General features: G+C 64.5%; 13 protein-coding genes. 4 read left to right on the plus strand and 9 right to left on the minus strand.

Translation table 11 applies throughout. The features are described 5' to 3' along the window. Nucleotides 1-325 precede the first annotated feature (325 nt). The gene (locus tag ACVIHF_RS18900) at nt 326-1,489 is read left to right on the plus strand and encodes an IS4 family transposase (RefSeq protein ID WP_253605569.1); all 1,164 of its coding nucleotides are present in this window, start codon (nt 326-328) and stop codon (nt 1,487-1,489) included. Between the two features lie 85 nt (nt 1,490-1,574). Here the strand turns inward: ACVIHF_RS18900 and ACVIHF_RS18905 are convergent, their stop codons facing one another. Together ACVIHF_RS18905 and ACVIHF_RS18910 are read right to left on the minus strand one after the other, a co-directional pair. After that, complete coding sequence (locus ACVIHF_RS18905) at nt 1,575-2,633, minus strand: phosphotransferase family protein (protein ID WP_092082388.1); 1,059 nt, start codon at nt 2,631-2,633, stop codon at nt 1,575-1,577. Between the two features lie 135 nt (nt 2,634-2,768). Further along, a complete protein-coding gene (locus ACVIHF_RS18910; protein WP_057019565.1) occupies nt 2,769-4,001 on the minus strand; it encodes an acyl-CoA dehydrogenase family protein in 1,233 nt (410 codons plus the stop codon). Between the two features lie 329 nt (nt 4,002-4,330). Between ACVIHF_RS18910 and ACVIHF_RS18915 the strand changes: the two genes are divergently transcribed. Continuing rightward, a complete protein-coding gene (locus tag ACVIHF_RS18915; protein WP_057019566.1) occupies nt 4,331-5,020 on the plus strand; it encodes a TetR/AcrR family transcriptional regulator in 690 nt (229 codons plus the stop codon). A 29-nt stretch (nt 5,021-5,049) separates the two neighbouring features. Here the strand turns inward: ACVIHF_RS18915 and ACVIHF_RS18920 are convergent, their stop codons facing one another. The 3 genes from ACVIHF_RS18920 to ACVIHF_RS18930 form a co-directional block, all read right to left on the minus strand. Beyond that, nucleotides 5,050-5,445, minus strand: a complete 396-nt coding sequence (locus ACVIHF_RS18920) for a RidA family protein (RefSeq protein ID WP_253608195.1) — start codon at nt 5,443-5,445, stop codon at nt 5,050-5,052. A 219-nt stretch (nt 5,446-5,664) separates the two neighbouring features. Beyond that, nucleotides 5,665-6,501: an IS5 family transposase gene (locus tag ACVIHF_RS18925; RefSeq protein ID WP_253625200.1), complete on the minus strand. Its 837-nt coding sequence runs from the start codon at nt 6,499-6,501 to the stop codon at nt 5,665-5,667. 126 nt (nt 6,502-6,627) lie between these two features. Next, nucleotides 6,628-7,854, minus strand: a complete 1,227-nt coding sequence (locus ACVIHF_RS18930) for a CaiB/BaiF CoA transferase family protein (protein ID WP_253608193.1) — start codon at nt 7,852-7,854, stop codon at nt 6,628-6,630. A 271-nt stretch (nt 7,855-8,125) separates the two neighbouring features. Between ACVIHF_RS18930 and ACVIHF_RS18935 the strand changes: the two genes are divergently transcribed. Next, complete coding sequence (locus ACVIHF_RS18935) at nt 8,126-8,377, plus strand: hypothetical protein (RefSeq protein WP_141339650.1); 252 nt, start codon at nt 8,126-8,128, stop codon at nt 8,375-8,377. Here the strand turns inward: ACVIHF_RS18935 and ACVIHF_RS18940 are convergent. The 4 genes from ACVIHF_RS18940 to nirB all read right to left on the minus strand — a co-directional run bounded on the left by ACVIHF_RS18940 (nt 8,374) and on the right by nirB (nt 14,987). After that, nucleotides 8,374-9,429 carry an amidohydrolase family protein gene (locus tag ACVIHF_RS18940; protein ID WP_233442899.1) on the minus strand — a complete coding sequence of 352 codons (1,056 nt, stop codon included), beginning with the start codon at nt 9,427-9,429 and terminating at the stop codon, nt 8,374-8,376. The two genes, ACVIHF_RS18935 and ACVIHF_RS18940, sit on opposite strands and share 4 nt — an antisense overlap. 97 nt (nt 9,430-9,526) lie before the next feature. Continuing rightward, nucleotides 9,527-12,190, minus strand: coding sequence for a nitrate reductase (locus tag ACVIHF_RS18945; RefSeq protein ID WP_456792416.1), 2,664 nt, complete (start codon nt 12,188-12,190; stop codon nt 9,527-9,529). Between the two features lie 11 nt (nt 12,191-12,201). After that, the gene (nirD, locus tag ACVIHF_RS18950; protein ID WP_028335429.1) at nt 12,202-12,531 is read right to left on the minus strand and encodes a nitrite reductase small subunit NirD; all 330 of its coding nucleotides are present in this window, start codon (nt 12,529-12,531) and stop codon (nt 12,202-12,204) included. Beyond that, entirely contained in the window at nt 12,528-14,987 is a 2,460-nt protein-coding gene (gene nirB, locus ACVIHF_RS18955; protein ID WP_253608191.1) for a nitrite reductase large subunit NirB, read from the minus strand. Before nirB ends, nirD begins: the two co-directional genes overlap by 4 nt. Nucleotides 14,988-15,623: 636 nt before the next feature. Between nirB and ACVIHF_RS18960 the strand changes: the two genes are divergently transcribed. Further along, complete coding sequence (locus ACVIHF_RS18960) at nt 15,624-16,883, plus strand: MFS transporter (RefSeq protein WP_076831717.1); 1,260 nt, start codon at nt 15,624-15,626, stop codon at nt 16,881-16,883.

The following is a 16,883-nucleotide window of genomic DNA, read 5'->3' on the forward strand; positions in this document are numbered from 1 at the left end:
GGAAACATGCCGCACCTTGCAGCGGCGGCGCGAGCCTTTGGAATCGCGATCGGCCTGCTGCTCCCTCGCGCCGCTCTTGCCGGGTCAAGACGAGCGCAGCTCGCTCTTAGTGGGTTGAGTGAAGGGCTTGCTCCGCACAGACGGCGGCAAACGAGTTGCGGAGACTCCCCCTCACCCGGATCGCACTTCGCTTCGCTGCATGCGATCCGACCTCTCCCCGCAAGCGCAGGGGTGTCCGGGGAATGATTCACTGTGTCGCGGTGCATGCTCGGCAGGACCGAGGCAAATCGGTCTTTTCTGGTTGTCGAGACACAGAGGGCCGAGCATGCGATATCGCGGTAGCATTTTTGGAAGGCTGCTTGAACCGATCAATCGACGGCAGTTTCAGACGGTTGTGGATCGTCTGGACGGGGATGCCTACGACAAGTCGTTCAGGAGCTGGGATCATCTGGTGGCGCTGATCTATGCCCAGCTTAGCGGCAACAGCAGTCTGCGCGGGGTGGTGACTGGCTTCAACGCCAATTCGCAGCATCACTATCACTTGGGAACCGGCAAGCTGTCGCGCTCGACGTTGTCCGATGCCAATGCCCGCCGTCCGATCGGCATTTTCGCGCAAACCTTTGCGGCGCTGTCGGCGATGGCGCGTCGCCAGCTGCGGAGTGAAGGCATGGAGATGGTGCGTCTGATCGACGCCAGTCCGATCCCGCTCGGCAAGGTCTGCAGTTGGGCGACGTGGAACGGCCGCATCCGCGGCATGAAGCTGCATGTCGTCTACGACCCAAGGAGCGATGTCCCGACCTGCGTCGAGATGACGGCCGCGAACGTCAATGACATCGAGATCGGCCGACAGACCCCAATCCAGCCCGCCACCACCTATGTGTTTGACAAGGGCTATTGCCGTTTCGACTGGTGGCAGAAGATCAATGATAGCAAGGCTTTCTTCGTTACCCGGGCGAAGACGAGCATCCGTCTTCGCTCGCTCAGGCATCGCGCCATCCGCAAGCGTAACGGGGATGGCTTCGAAATCCTTGCCGATGACGAGGTGAAGCTCACCAGCAAGGGCGATTCGCGCCTTCCAATCCCGCTCCGCCGCATCAAGATCAGACGCGAGAAAGGCGGCAAGATCACACTCCTGACCAACGACCTTGTCCGTAGCGCCGTCGAGATCGCCGCCCTCTACAAGAGCCGATGGCAAATCGAGCTGCTGTTCCGCTGGATCAAGCAGCATCTCGATATTCGCAAGTTCCTCGGCGCCAACGACAACGCGATCCGCCTTCAGGTGCTCGCTGCGATGATTGCCTACCTGCTGCTGCGCATCGCCGCTCACACCAACTGCATCAAAATGCTCCCGCTCAGGTTCGCCGAACTCGTCGGCCAGCTCCTGCTCACGCGTCGATCCCTCGCTGCCATCGACAAACCTCCGCCCATCAACCCCAGCCGTCGGAAATCAACCATCTCACCTGACCAGATGGAGCTCCGCTATGCCTGAATTTCCCCGGACACCCCTGCCGCAAGCGGGGCGAGGTAAAAAGAAAAGCGGCGCGAGCCCTGTTGGATCGCGCCGCATTCTTGGATCAGGTTGCGCCGGCCTTCTGCGCGTATTCCCATGACGCCTGCGACAGCGGCACGGTGCGCTTGGCCGACTCGAGGGCCTTGGCATTCGCCGCGGTGCCGTCGCGAACCCGGCCCGCGATGCCCTGCGTGATGCCGGCAAGGCGGAACAGGTTGTAGGAGAAATACCAGTTCAGGTCCGGCACCGGGATGCCGGTCACGTCGCAATAGATCTGCGCCGCTTCATCCTGGCTCGGAATGTTCAATGCCTTGAGGTCGGCATTGACGAGGCCCGGCATGGTCCACTGCATCAACAGGTAGGTGAAGTCGGCCATGGGATCGCCGAGCGTCGACAATTCCCAGTCGAGCACCGCCTGCACCCGCGGCTCGGTGGCGTGGAAGATCATGTTGTCGAGGCGATAGTCGCCATGCACGATCGAGACGCGCTTCTGCTCCGGAACGGTTTTCGGCAGCCACTCGGCGAGCTTCTCGAATTCGGGAATGTGCTGCGTTTCGGAGGCGCGGTACTGCTTGGTCCAGCGATCGACCTGTCGCGCAAAATAATTGCCGGGCTTGCCGAAATCGCCGAGGCCGATCGCCTCGGGATTGAACAGATGAAGCTTGGCCAGCGTCTCGATCTTGCTGGCGAAGATCTTTCGGCGCGCGTCGGGCTCCTGGGTCGGCAGCGTCGGATCCCAGAACACCCGCCCCTCTTCCATCGACATGATGTAGAAGGCCGAGCCGATCACCGCGTCGTCGGTGCACAGCGCGTAGGCTTTCGCAACCGGGAAATTCTGCTTGCCGAGCGCCGCGATCACGCGGAACTCGCGATCGACCGCATGCGCCGACGGCAATAATTTACCGAACGGCTTGCGCCGCATCACGTAGTTGCGGCCGGGGGTCTCGAGCTTGTAGGTCGGGTTGGACTGGCCACCCTTGAACTGCAGGACCGTGAGCGGCCCCTGATAGCCTTCGACGTGTTCCCTCATCCAGGCGTCGAGACTAGCCTCGTTGATACGATGGCGCTCCTCGACTTCCCTTGTGCCGGAAAATTCTTCGTCTTTCCTGACGCCGTCCGCCACGATGACGCTCCCTCAACTCGATTTTTCAAAGAGCGCGTCGGGGCGCTCCATCAATCAGGCTGGCACGCCAGCCTGATCTCTCTTTTTCATTCTGAGCACGATGTGCGCGCGAACGCCATGCGTTCCGCATCATGCTCAGTGCGACGTGTTTGCATACTTCCGAAGTTCAAGTCTGGCAATGGCGCGATTGTGCACCTCGTCCGGACCGTCCGCCAGGCGCAGCGTGCGGATGTGGGCATAGGCGCGGGCGAGCCCTGCTTCGTCGGAGACGCCGCCGCCGCCAAAGGCCTGGATCGCCTGGTCGATGATCTTGAGCGCCATGTTGGGAGCTGCGACCTTGATCATCGCGATCTCGGCCTGTGCGGTCTTGTTGCCGACCTTGTCCATCATGTCGGCGGCCTTGAGGCAGAGCAGACGGTTCATCTCGATGTCGGTGCGGGCATCGCCGATGCGCTGCTCCCAGACCGAATGCTCGATGATCTTCTTGCCGAACGCGGTGCGCGAGGCGAGCCGCTTCACCATCTTCTCCAGCGCCTCCTCGGCCTGGCCGATGGTGCGCATGCAGTGATGGATGCGGCCCGGACCGAGACGGCCCTGGGCGATCTCGAAGCCGCGGCCTTCGCCGAGCAGGATGTTTTCCTTCGGCACGCGGACGTTCTCGAGCAGCACCTGGGCGTGGCCGTGCGGCGCATCGTCGAAGCCGAACACCGGCAGCATCTTCTCGACCTTGATGCCGGGGGTATCGAGCGGCACCAGGATCTGCGACTGCTGCTGATGCTTGGCGGCGTTGAAGTCGGTCTTGCCCATCAGGATCGCGATCTTGCAACGAGGATCGCCGACGCCCGACGACCACCATTTGCGGCCGTTGATGACGTAGTGATCGCCGTCCTTCTCGATCCGGGTCTCGATGTTGGTGGCGTCGGACGAAGCGACCGCCGGCTCGGTCATCAGGAAGGCGGAGCGGATCTCGCCGTCCATCAGCGGGCGCAGCCATTTGCGCTTCTGCTCCTTGGTGCCGTAGCGGATGAACACTTCCATGTTGCCGGTATCGGGAGCGGAGCAGTTGAACACTTCCGAAGCCCAGGAGATGCGACCCATCTCTTCCGACAGCAGCGCGTATTCGAGATTGGTCAATCCCGCGCCGTGGAATTCATCGTCCTCATGCGAGGACGGCGGCATGAACATATTCCAGAGGCCTTCGGCCTTCGCCTTCTTCTTCAGATCCTCGAGGATCGGGATCACCTTCCAGCGCGGGCCCTCGGCATCCTGCTTGTCGTAGATCGGCACGGCGGGCCGAACGTGCGTTTTCATGAAGGCCTGAACGCGCTCCAGCCACTCCTTCTGCTTGGGCGACATCGTGAAATCCATGGGACGCTCCTCGTTTCCTAGACTTGGGCCGCTGACCTGGGCCGATGACCTGGGCCGTAGCCATTTGCCGACATTGTTGACCCCGCCTCCGCGGCTCGCAAGGGCGTTCGCGAAAGGGCGGCGGCGGTGTGCCAGAATGCTGCCCCGCGATCCGCGGATTGACATTTCCGACCGTTCAAACGATAGTTTCATACAAATGTTTGAAATGCAACCTTGCGTTCGTCATTCCGGGGCAGCCCGCAGGGCTGAACCCGGAATCCGGAAATTGTGGAGCGAGATTCCGGGTTCGATGCTGCGCATCGCCCCGGAATGACCGGAGGCTCTCAGCCATGGCCAGCGACCAGACCCGATCCGCCATTCTCGCCGCCGCCGAGCGGCTCTATGCCGACCGCGGCTTCGGCGACGTCACGCTGCGCGACATCGTCGCGGAAGCGAACGTCAACCTCGCGGCGGTGAACTATCATTTCGGCTCCAAGGACGAATTGATCGCGGAGCTGTTCGTCACCCGCAGCATCCAGACCAACCGCGAGCGCCTCAACGAATTGCGGGCGGCGGAGGAAAAAGGCGGCGGCCGCGCCGCGATCGAGGACATCATGCGCGCCCTCGTCGGCCCCACCCTGCGCGGCTGCCTCGGGCCGGATCGCGAGGGCTCGACCGCGGCGCGGTTCATGATCCGCGCCTCGATCGAATCCGTGCCGCCGATCCGCCGCATCAAGAATCGCGAGGTCGATCACCTGCGCAAGTTCGCCGCGGCGATGCGCCGCGCGATGCCGGCCAGCAGCGACACCGAGCTCTATTGGGGCCTGCACTTCGCGCTCGCGATGGCGCACCACACCATCCGCGAGAAGGAACGCCTGCTGCGGCTGTCGGAAGGCAAATGCGATCTCGACGACGTCCGCGGCATCATCGATCGCGTGGTCACGGTCTCGGTGATGGCGCTGACGATGGGCGACGTGCCGAGCAAGCCGGCGCCGCGACCGGTCGCGATGCACGGGCGGCTGACGCGGCAGGATTTGTGAAGCGAGGGCGCCGCTGCGGCGCCCTGCCCTTACACCATCGCGATGCAGTCGATCTCGACGTCGAACGGCCCGGTCCATTCCGGGATGCAGACGAAGATCCGCGCCGGCGGCTGGTGTGGGAAGTACCTTGCATAGACTGCATTGAAGGTTGTGAAGTGCTTTGCCGAAGTGCAGAACACGTTGCACTTCATCACATTGTCGAGCGTGGCGCCGGCCGCCTCGAGGCATTGCTTGAGCTGCTCCATGACCAGCTCGCTTTGCAGCTCGATCGACGCGCCGGCGGCGAACTCGCCGGTCGCGGGATCGAACGGCGGCAGGCCGGAGACGAACACCATGTTGCCGGCCCGGGTCACCGGCGACGCCGGCGCCTTCCAGCGCTCCAGCCAACTCGAGATCGGTTCGACGCGGACCACTTCCCGTTTCATGATTGGCACCTTCGATGAGGGATCGATGGCGCCAACCTAGCAGGCGGATGTCAATGATGCCTCGATGCTGGTCGAAGTGTTGTTGCGGAATGACGACCCTGGTCCCGTCACCCTGAGGAGCGCGCCCTTGCGCGCGTCTCGAAGGGTCGACGGCCACCAGCGGGGCCGTTCATCCTTCGAGGCTCGCAAGAGCTCGCACCTCAGAGTCTGACTCATAAATCACCCAACCTTAGCTGCAGCCGCGAGTCTGCGGGTCAGGAGCCTGATGTGTGCAATCAGCAGCCAGGCAGCTTCGGTTGCCACCGTCGCCTCGAAGTCCTTGGCGAGGCGGCGGCATCTGCCGAACCAAGCGAATGTGCGTTCAACCACCCACCGCCTCGGCAGAAGCTGGAAGCCTTTGACGCCTTGAGGCCGCTCGACGATCTCGACAGTCCATGGACCGCAGTCTGAGAGCGCGTCGAGGAGTTGATTTCCGCGGTAGACCCGGTCGGCAAAGACGTGGCGCAGCCGGGGGAAGTTCATCCGCACGTTCTTCAGCAGCGGTACGGCGCCATGGCAGTCCTGAACGTTGGCCGGATGAACATGAACCCCGAGGAGGAGGCCATTGGTATCCGTCACGATATGCCGCTTGCGGCCGTAGATGCGCTTGCCTGCATCGTAGCCGCGCGGTCCGCCAGCTTGCGTGGTCGGCGCACTTTGACTGTCGATCACGGCTGCCGTCGGCTTCGGTGTCCGTCCAAGCTTTTTTCGCGCCCGTCGGACAAGCACGCTGACAATCCTCTGCCACCGGCCTGTATCCCGCCATCTATAAAAATAGCCCTGCACCGTCGAATAGGGCGGGAACTCCTGCGGCAACGCCCGCCACTGGCAGCCGGTCGAAACGATATAGAGGATCGCTTCGATCACACGACGCAGCTCCGTCTTACGCGGCCGGCCGCGCCGGTTCGCTCGCGGCAACAGGCGTCTGATCACCGCCCACTCCGCATCGGTCATATCGCTTGCATAACGCAGATCGTCCCGCCGATATTGCTCCCGAGTGATCTTGGTCCAGGGCATCGTGCTCTCCCTCGAATCTTTGCAAATCCGATGGAATCACACCCCACTGAGATCACTCACCCATTTTTCAGTCAGGCTCTCAGGATGACGGAGAAACTCCACCGCCCGCGGCCTCGAAGTCAGTGCCTACAGAATCCCCTGCGCCTTCAGTCCCTCGACCTTGGCGTCGTCATAGCCGATGGTCGCCAGGATCTCCTTGGTGTCGGCCCCCAACAGCGGCGGGGCGCGGTATTCGGTGATCGGCGTGCCCGAGAAGGTCAGCGCGTTCCGGATCAGCGACAGGTTCGGCTCGAACGGATGGTCGACCTTGACCCGCATGCCGCGCGATTGCACGTGCGGATCGCTGAACACCTGCTCGAAATTGTTGATCGGGCCCGACGGCACGCCGGCCTCCTCGAGCTTCTCCAGCCAGTAGGCGACCGGCTTCTTCAGGAACAGCCCGGCGAAGATCGCCATGATCTCCTTGCCGTGCACGACGCGGTCGTTGTTCTTGACGAAGCGCTTGTCGTTCGCGAGCTCGGGCTCGCCGAGCACGGCGCAGGTGCGCTGGAACTGGCCGTCATTGCCGACCACCAGCATCAGCTCGCCATCAGTGCAGCGGAACACGCCGGCCGGCATGCCGCCATTGCCCCAGGTGCCGCGGCGCGGCGGGGTCTTGCCATTGACGAGGTAGATCTGCAGCCAGTGCGACAGCGATGCGATCACCGTGTCGAACAGGCAGACGTCGATGTGCTGCCCTTCCCCGTTGTTGGCGTCGCGATGGTAGAGCGCCGAGAGGATGCCGATCGAGGTGTTCATGCCGGTCATGTAGTCGACGATCGAGGGGCCGACCTTCATCGGGCCCTCGCCCGGCTCGCCGTCGATATGGCCGGTGACGCTCATCAGGCCGCCCATCGCCTGCAGGATCGCATCATAGCCCGCGCGCGGCGCGTAAGGTCCGGTCTGGCCGAAACCCGTCACCGAGCAATAGATGATACCGGGGTTGAGCTGCTTGATGGTCTCGTAGTCGAGACCGTAACGCTTGAGGTCGCCGACCTTGTAGTTCTCCATCATCACGTCGGCCGTCTTGGCGAGCTCGCGGATGATCGCCTGCCCTTCCGGCTTGGCGATGTTGACGGTGACCGACTTCTTGTTGCGGTTGGCGCAGAGGTAGAACGAGTTGTTGTTGTTCTGCTTGCCTTCGGGATCGGTGAGATAGGGCGGGCCGAAGGCGCGGGCATCGTCGCCGCCGCCGGGCCGCTCGATCTTGATCACCTCGGCGCCGAGATCCGCCAGCATCTGGGCCGACAGCGGGCCCGCGAGCACCCGCGTCAGGTCGAGAATCTTGATGCCCGAGAGTGGCAGAGCCGACATGAACCTTCCTCCAAATCTTGCGATATCTTGATTGTGTCGCACCGGGCCGCTGCCCGCGCGCGCTCAAGCCTGCCGATACACCATTTTGGTGTGACGAGCACTGCATTGTCGGCATGAAGCCATCCCCGGGCGGCCTATGTGCGGCGCACCGGCGGTATTTGGCCGGAACCGGCCGGCCCCCGCCCCGATTGCCGCCACGCGAAATTGTGAAGATGGCCGACACCCATTTGCCTCAGCGTCAGCGGTATTTTGCCGCGACGAGGAGGAAAACATGCGGACGATCACGACGGTCGGGTTGCTGCTGACGCTGCTTGCGGCCGCGATGCCGCCGGTGGACGCGCGCGGCAGCCACGGCCATGGCGGCGGGCACGCGATGCACGGCATGCACGTGGGCGGCGCCACTGGCGCCGGCAGTTTTGCCGACGACAAGCGCCACGGCAACGACCCCTACACCAAGGCGGCCTCCGACGAAGAGGACCGCCTGCTCAACAGCAAGCTGAAGAGCATCTGCCGCGGCTGCTAGGACGACGTCCAGCGAAGCCGCGCCAGGATCGCGCGGCCCATGATCCAGTCCTTGTCGCTTTCGCTGAGGAACGGAAGCTCCTCCGTGAATTGCGTCACGCGCTGCCGGTAAGTGGCCCGGGCGAATGAGTTGGTTAGATCGGTCCCCCAGTGGCAGCGCTCCGGGCCGTAGGCGTCGAACAGGCGGTGGATGTGCGGGATCACGTCGCGGAATGGATATCGCTCAGTCGAAATCAGCGGGACCGACGACAACTTCACCGATACATTCGCATATTTTGCGAGCGCGGCCGCCTGGACGATAGCCTCCGGCACCATGTTGTTTTCCGATGAGCCGGGACGAGGGCGAAGTCCCGCGCCGACGCCCATGTGATCGATGATGAGCGTAAGTTGCGGGTGCCGCTCGGCGATGCGGGCGAACAGCGACGTCTGCCCCTCAGTGAGAAACATCACCGGCAGGCGGGCCTTCTCCGCCGCCGGCCAGAACCAGTCCGCGGTTCCGTCTGTCAGCCACGCCGCTTCGCCGGGGCCGACGTTCAACCTCACGCCCAGTACGCCGGGCTGGTCGCGCCAAGTCGCAAGCCGTGCCGCGCGGTCGGGCTTGTCGAGGGCGACACGCGCCATGATGGCGAAGCGGCCCGGGTACCGTCTGACTGCCTCCTGGGCATAATCGATGCGCTCACCTTCAAGCGACACTGGCGGAACGATGACAACGCGATCGACGCCAGCCTCGTCCATCAGTGGAATGACTCGCTCGATGGTGAAGGGCTCCGGGAGCTGCGGCTTGGCACCGGGGAGCCAGGGTCTCTCCGGAGTGCTTGCCGGCCACAAGTGAACCTGCGAATCGACGATCACTCGTTTTTGCTGCGCGACTGCTACAGTGGCGCGTTGCATTGACAGCGCGACACCGGTCGCGACGGCGCCGGTCAGAAGATGACGGCGTGAAGGCATGTAATGTCCTTCCTGTTCTATGGCTTTGGTCACGACATGATGGTGATCGGCACGGCGCGCCTCAGCAGGGGTAACCGCAAACTGGCTCGCAATATTGAAGATCACATCAGGAAATTGCGGCCGTAGAAATAGGGCTCACGGTCAATTTGCGCCGCAACAATCTTGAATCGCGCATTTCTCGGCTGGGCCCTGGCGCGGCGACCTACGACGCGATCGCCTGCCGCGGCTGCGCGGTGGCGCCGATCAGCTTGCCGATCTCGGGCTTGCAGCCGCCGCAATTGGTGCCGGCCTTCAGACAGCGGCCGATCGCATCGACGCTGTCGGCGCCCTTTTTGATCTCGGCGGTGATCTGGTGCCGTCCGACGCTGAAACAGGAGCAGACGATCGGGCCGACATCCTCGCCCGCGCCGAACGGCCGTCCCGCGAGCAGCGACATCCGCGCATTGGCCGACAATTGCTGCTCGGCGAACAGCCCGGTCAGCCAGGCCCGCGACGGCAGCGCGTGATCGGGCGCGATGAACACGCAGCCCTCGAGCCGGCCGTCGCGCACCGCCGCGTAGCGGAAGCGTCCCGCCGCCGGATCGCGATAGGCGATCCACTCGATCTCGACACCTTCGAGGCCGAGCTGCGCCCTCGCCCAGTCGCGCCAGCTCTCCGGGCGAGTGTCGAGCGCGAGCTCCAGCCGCGTGCAATCGCCGGCCTTGCCGTAGACCCAATAGCCGCTTGCCGGACGCCTGATCGCGTCGCGGCTCAGGATGAAGGCGTGCCATTTCGGCGTATAGCGATCGGCCTTGACCGGCGTGTGCTTGGACTCCGGCTGGCCGGACACTGGATCTGTCGCCGGATTGACCAGCGCGTTGACGCGCCCCTCGCCGGCGAACTCCGCGTTCCAGTGCATCGGCACGAACACGCAGCCGCGGCGCTGGTCGGCGCTGACCACGACGCGCGCGATCATCTCGCCCCAGCTGCTGGTCAGCCGCACCAATCCCTCGTTTTGCAGCCCGGCCTGCCGCGCATCCTCGGGGTGAAACTCGGCATAGGGCTCGAACACATGCGCCAGCAGCCGGCCGGTTTTGCCGGTCCGGGTCATGGTGTGCCACTGATCGCGCACGCGGCCGGTGTTGAGCACCAACGGAAAGTCGCGGCTGGTGGCGTGGCGCGCCGCGCGCGGCGCCACCGGCACGAAGCGCGCCTTGCGGTCCGGCGTGAAGAATTGCTGGCTCTCGAACATCCGCGACGTGCCGGCCGGATGGTCCGACGTCACCGGCCACTGCACCGGCGCCAGCGCGTCATAGGCGGTATCGTCCAGCGCCGCCAGCGCCGAGATGTCGAAATCGCGCCGGCCGCTATTCTCGAAGCCGGACAGTTCGGCGTGCTCGCGGAACACCTCGGCCACCGAGGCATAATCGAAGCCCGAATATCCCATGCGACCGGCGACGTCGCAGATAATGCGCCAGTCGGCGCGCGCCTCGCCCGGCGCTGCGAGAAACGGCCGCTGCCGCGAGATCCGGCGCTCGGAATTGGTGACGGTGCCGTCCTTCTCGCCCCACGCCAGCGCCGGCAGCAGCACGTCGGCATGGCGCGTGGTGTCGGTGTCGCGCATGCAATCCGTCACCACGACGAGCTCGCAGGCGTCGAGCGCGGCGCGCGCGCGATCGGCATCCGGCAGGCTCACCACCGGATTGGTCGAGATGATCCACACCGCCTTGATGCGGCCGTCGGCGATCGCGTCGAACATGTCGACCGCTTTCAGCCCGGCCTTCTCCGCGATCACTGGCGCACGCCAGAACCGCTGCACCAGCTCGCGATGCGCGGGATTCTCGATCTCCATATGCGCGGCGAGCTGGTTGGCGAGCCCGCCGACCTCGCGGCCGCCCATCGCGTTGGGCTGGCCGGTCAGCGAGAACGGCCCCATGCCGGGACGGCCGATGCGTCCAGTCAAGAGATGGCAATTGATGATGGCGTTGACCTTGTCGACGCCGCTCGACGACTGGTTGATGCCTTGCGAATAGAGCGTGACGACGCGCTCGGTGCGCGTGAACCAGTCGAAGAACAGCCCGACCGCGCCTTCGGTCAGGCCGCAGGTCGCCGCGGTCTGCGCCACGGTCTGGCCGCCGACCTGCTTCAGCGCGTCGACCACACCCGTCGTGCAATTGCCGACAAAGCCGCGGTCGACCGCGTTGCTGCCGGCGAGGAAGGCGAACAGGCCGTTGAACAGCACGGAATCGCTGCCCGAGCGCAGCGGCAGATGCAGATCGGCGCCCTCGCAGGTCGCGGTGCGGCGCGGATCGATCACCACGATCTTGCAGGCCGGATTCTTCTCCTTCGCCGCCAGCATGCGCTGGTGCAGGATCGGATGGCACCAGGCGGCGTTGGAGCCCACCAGCACCAGAAGCTCCGCCTGCTCGAGATCCTCGTAGCAGCCCGGCACGGTGTCGCTGCCGAAGGCGCGCTTGTGCCCGGCGACGCTGGAGGCCATGCACAGCCGCGAATTGGTGTCGATATTGGCGGTGCCGACGAAGCCCTTGGCGAGCTTGTTGATGACGTAATAGTCCTCGGTCAGGAGCTGGCCGGAAACATAGAACGCAACCGCGTCGGGCCCGTGCTCACGAATGATCCTGCTAAAGCCATCGGCGACGCGATCGAGCGCGTCGTCCCACGCCGCCGGCGCGCCGTCCACCATCGGCTCGAGCAGACGCCCGTCGAGATCGATGGTCTCGGCGAGCGCCGAACCCTTGCTGCAGAGCCGGCCGAAATTGGCCGGATGCTGCTTGTCGCCCTCGACCTGGACGGCGCCCGCCGCGTCCTTCGACGCGATGACGCCACAGCCGACACCGCAATAGGGACACGTGGTCTTGACGGACATTGCCTGACCGCTCAGCTCACCGCCGCCGCCTGCCGCACCGACAGCCAGACAACGCCGTTCTCGACCTTGGCCGGGTGGGTATGCGTGCAGCCTTCGTCGGGCGCGACCGCCTGCCCGCTCGCCAGCTCGATGACGAAGTTATGCAGCGGACAGGTCACGCGCTTGTTGTGCACGATGCCCTGCGACAGCGGCCCGCCCTTGTGCGGGCAGCGGTCGTCGAGCGCGAACACCTCGTCGCTCTCGGTCCGGAACACCGCGATGTTGCCGCCCGGCGTGCGCACCACGCGCGAGCCGAGCCGCGGAATGTCGGTCAATGCGCCGATTTCGATCCACTGGGTCATGCGAGCTCCAATTCGGCGAGAGGCGCGAACTCGTTGCGATCGACGCCGCGGCTGGCACGCTCGGCCCACGGATCGGTCTGCGCGAACTGCTGTGAATAGGCAAAGCGAGCGAACAGCGCCTTGCGGTTCGCAACGTCATCGACCACCCGCTTCCTGATCTGCTCGAGACCGACGCGGTCGCACCATTTGTACATGCGCTCGAGATACCAGCCCTCCTCGCGGTAGAGCTGGGTCAGCGCCACGATCACCTCGAGGCATTCGTCTTCGGTCTCGACCTTGGTCAGGAACTCGGTGCCCTTGATGTGCAGTCCGGCGGCACCGGCGAAATGGATCTCGTAACCGGAATCGACGCAGACCACGCCGACGTCCTTGCAGGTCGCTTCCGCGCAGTTGCGCGGGCAGCCGGAGACGCCGAGCTTGACCTTGGCCGGCGTCCACGAGCCCCACATGAACTTCTCGAGCTTGACGCCGAGGCCGGTGGAATCCTGGGTGCCGAAGCGACACCATTCGGAGCCGACGCAGGTCTTCACCGTGCGCAGGCCCTTGGCGTAGGCATGGCCCGACACCATGCCGGCGTCGTTGAGGTCGGCCCACACCGCCGGCAGGTCCTCCTTCTTGACGCCGAGCAGGTCGATGCGCTGGCCGCCGGTGACCTTTACCGTCGGGATGCTGAACTTCTCGGCGACGTCGGCGATCGCGCGCAGCTCGCTCGGCGTCGTGACGCCGCCCCACATCCGCGGCACCACCGAATAGGTGCCGTCCTTCTGGATGTTGGCGTGGACGCGCTCATTGATGAAGCGCGACTGCTGATCGTCGCGATATTCGCCGGGCCAGGTCGCGAGCAGATAGTAATTCAACGCCGGACGGCAGGAGTGGCAGCCGTTCAGGGTCTTCCACTCCATGAAGCGCATGACCGCGGGAATGGTCTTGAGCTGCTGCTCGACGATCACGCGGCGAACGTCGTCGTGGCTGTGATCGGTGCATTTGCACAGCGGCTTGACCTTCGGCGCCGCCGAATAGTCGCCGCCGAGCGTGAACGCCAGCACCTGCTCGACAAGGCCGGTGCAGGACCCGCAGGACGACGATGCCTTGGTGTGAGCGCGGACATCATCGAGCGTGAACAGCTTCTTCTCGCTGATCGCCTTGACGATGGCACCCTTGCAGACGCCGTTGCAGCCGCAGATTTCGGTCTCGTCGCTCATCGCGGCAACCGAGCTCTGGCCGCTGACGCCGCCATCGCCGAGATTGGCGGCGCCGAACACCAGGCGCTCGCGCATATGCGAGACGTCGGTGCCGTCACGCAGGTGCTGGAAGTACCAGGGACCGTCGATGGTGTCGCCATAGAGCACGGCGCCGACGATCTTCTTGTCCTTCAGGATGATGCGCTTGTAGACGCCGCGGTTGGCGTCCTGCAGCACGATCTCCTCCTTGTCCGGCCCCGGCGCGAAGTCGCCGGCGGAGAACAGGTCGATGCCGGTGACCTTCAGCTTGGTCGAGGTGACCGAGCCGTCATAGGTGGCAAACCCCTTCATCGCGAGGTGGTTGGCGCAGACCTTGGCCTGGTCGAACAGCGGCGCGACGAGACCGTAGGTCTGGCGGCGGTGCTGCACGCACTCGCCGACCGCGTAGATGCGGCCGTCATAGGTCTGCATGGTGTCTGAGACGACGATGCCGCGCTCGCAGTACAGCCCGGCCTTCTTGGCGAGCTCGAAATTCGGGCGGATGCCGACCGCCATCACCACGAGATCGGCCGGCAGCTCGGTGCCGTCGCCGAAGCGCACGCCGGTGACGCGATCCTCGCCCAGGATCGCCTGGGTTTGTGCGGGCATCTTGAACACCATGCCGCGCTCTTCCAGCGACTTGCGCAAGAGACCGCCGGCCACCGGATCGAGCTGACGCTCCATCAGCGTGTCGAGCAGATGCACGACCGTGACGTTCATGCCGCGCTTCATCAGCCCGTTGGCGGCCTCGAGGCCCAACAGGCCGCCGCCGATCACCACCGCGTTGCGATAGTCGGTCGAGGCCTTGATCATGCGATCGACGTCATAGATGTCGCGGAAGCCGATCACGCCCGGCAGTTCCTTGCCCGGCAGCGGCAGCATGATCGGGTTTGAGCCCGTCGCGATCAGCAGGCGGTCATAGGGCACCCGTTCGCCGGCCTCGGTGACGACTTCGCAGGTCCGGCGATCGATCATGGTGATCGTCTCGCCCTTGCGCAGCGTGATGTTGTTGTCCTCGTACCAGTCGACGGTGTTGAGCATGATGTCGTCGACGGTCTTCTCGCCGGCGAGCACCGGCGACAGCAGGATGCGGTTGTAATTGCCGTAGGGCTCGGAGCCGAACACCGTGATGTCGTAGAGATCGGGCGCGCGCTCCAGCAGCGCCTCGACCGTCCGGATGCCGGCCATCCCGTTGCCGATCACCACGAGCTTCTGCTTGGTCACTTTGTCGAGCATGGTCTGCCTTTCAATTCCGACGGCGCTGCGCAGCGACGCGGCGTGCGTCGTTGATGGGCACCGATAAAGGTTTGGAGTTGTAGGAAGCCCAGCCGCGGGCGCAGACCGTCTTCGATGACGACCAATGTTCCGTTATTGATTGATATTCAAAACGCGTGCCAACTCGTGGCGGGCGAATCCGGCTGCAAAATCAATAGGTTTCCGGCCGATCAAAATCCACCGGTCCGCGCGCCGCGCCGACAGCCGGCCGAAATTTTAGCCACGCCGATGATCTCTTGTGCATCACAGCATCGCGGGCCGCGATGGCGATCGCGAAATCGCATTTGATGCGCGATCGCACGGACTTGGCGCATCGCACAAAAAAGCACCAGCATGCACGTTTGCGCAGCGGCACTTGCCGCAAGCCACGCCACGCGCGGCGGCGGAACGCTGTTCGCGATTGCGCGGCAACGTCTTGCGACTGCACGGCAAAGCGACGCGACCTGATCGATGGCACGGTAATTGCTGACCCCAGCTGTTGACGGAGTGCGTCTCAACGACGAGCGCACTCACGATTCACCAACATTCCATTTGTCTGCGCCTGAGATGGCCGCGCTTTCGCGGCTGCCTCCGCCGCATCAACGCGAGATGCTTGCGATGAAGCTAGCCGAGTTCAAGAAGGCAGGTCACTGGCCGACACTGCTTGCCGCGTTCCTGTACTTCGACATCAGTTTCATGGCGTGGGTCGCGCTCGGACCGCTGATCGTCTACATCGCGCGAGACATGAATCTGGCCGTGAACGAGAAGTTCACCCTGGTCGCCATTCCCGTGCTGGCCGGCGCGCTGCTGCGCGTGCCGATGGGCATTCTCGCCGACATCATCGGCGCCAAGCGCACCGGCATCATCGCCCAGCTCGTCGTGATCGCCGCGACTGCTGCGGTGTGGCACTTCGGGCTGACCAGCAAGCTCGCGATCGAGCTGTTCGGGCTTGCGCTCGGCGTCGGCGGCGCCTCGTTCGCCGTCGCCCTGCCCCAGGCGAGCCGCTGGTATCCGCCGCAATATCAGGGCGTGGTGATGGGGATTGCCGGTGCCGGCAATATGGGCGTCGTGCTCGACACGCTGCTCGCGCCGACCATTGCCGAGCATTGGGGCTGGCAGGCCGTGTTCGGCTGCCTGCTTATTCCGATGCTGATGGTGCTCGCCTATTACGCGGTCGCAGCCAAGGACGCGCCGGGCGAGCGCAAGAAGGTCTCGCTGCAGGCCTACGGCGCACTGCTGAAGGATTCCGACAGCCGCTGGTTCATGTTCTTCTACTTCATCACCTTCGGCGGCTTCGTCGGCCTCGCCAACGCGCTGCCGCTCTATTTCACCGTGCAGTATCATGTCTCCGGCGTCGCGGCCGGCATGCTGGTCGCGCTGATCGTCGCGTTCGGCTCGGGATTCCGTCCCGTCGGCGGCATGATCGCCGACCGGATCGGCGGCATCCGTTCGCTGTCGATCCTGTTCGGTGTCGTGGTCGCGGCCTATCTCGTCATTGCCTTCATGCCGGAGGGCCCGACGGCGCCGACGCAGGCCGGCTGGGCGTTGACGGAACTGCCGCGCATCGCCTGGATCTCGGTGCTGCTGTTCTCGATCGGCGTGCTGGCGCTCGGCATGGGCAACGGCGCGGTGTTCCAGCTAATCCCGCTGCGCTTCCGTCACGAGATCGGCCTGATGACCGGGCTGGTCGGTTGCGCCGGCGGCGTCGGCGGCTTCTTCCTCGCCCAGACGCTCGGCGCCGCCAAGGGCATGACCGGCGGCTTCGGCGCCGGCTTCCTGTTCTTCGGCGGGCTGGCGTTGCTTGGCTTCATCGGACTTGCCATGGTCAAGGTTCGCTGGCGCACCACCTGGGGCGCGGTATCGGGAGCGCGCGTCTGA

The organism is Bradyrhizobium sp. USDA 4506 (genome assembly GCF_054058795.1).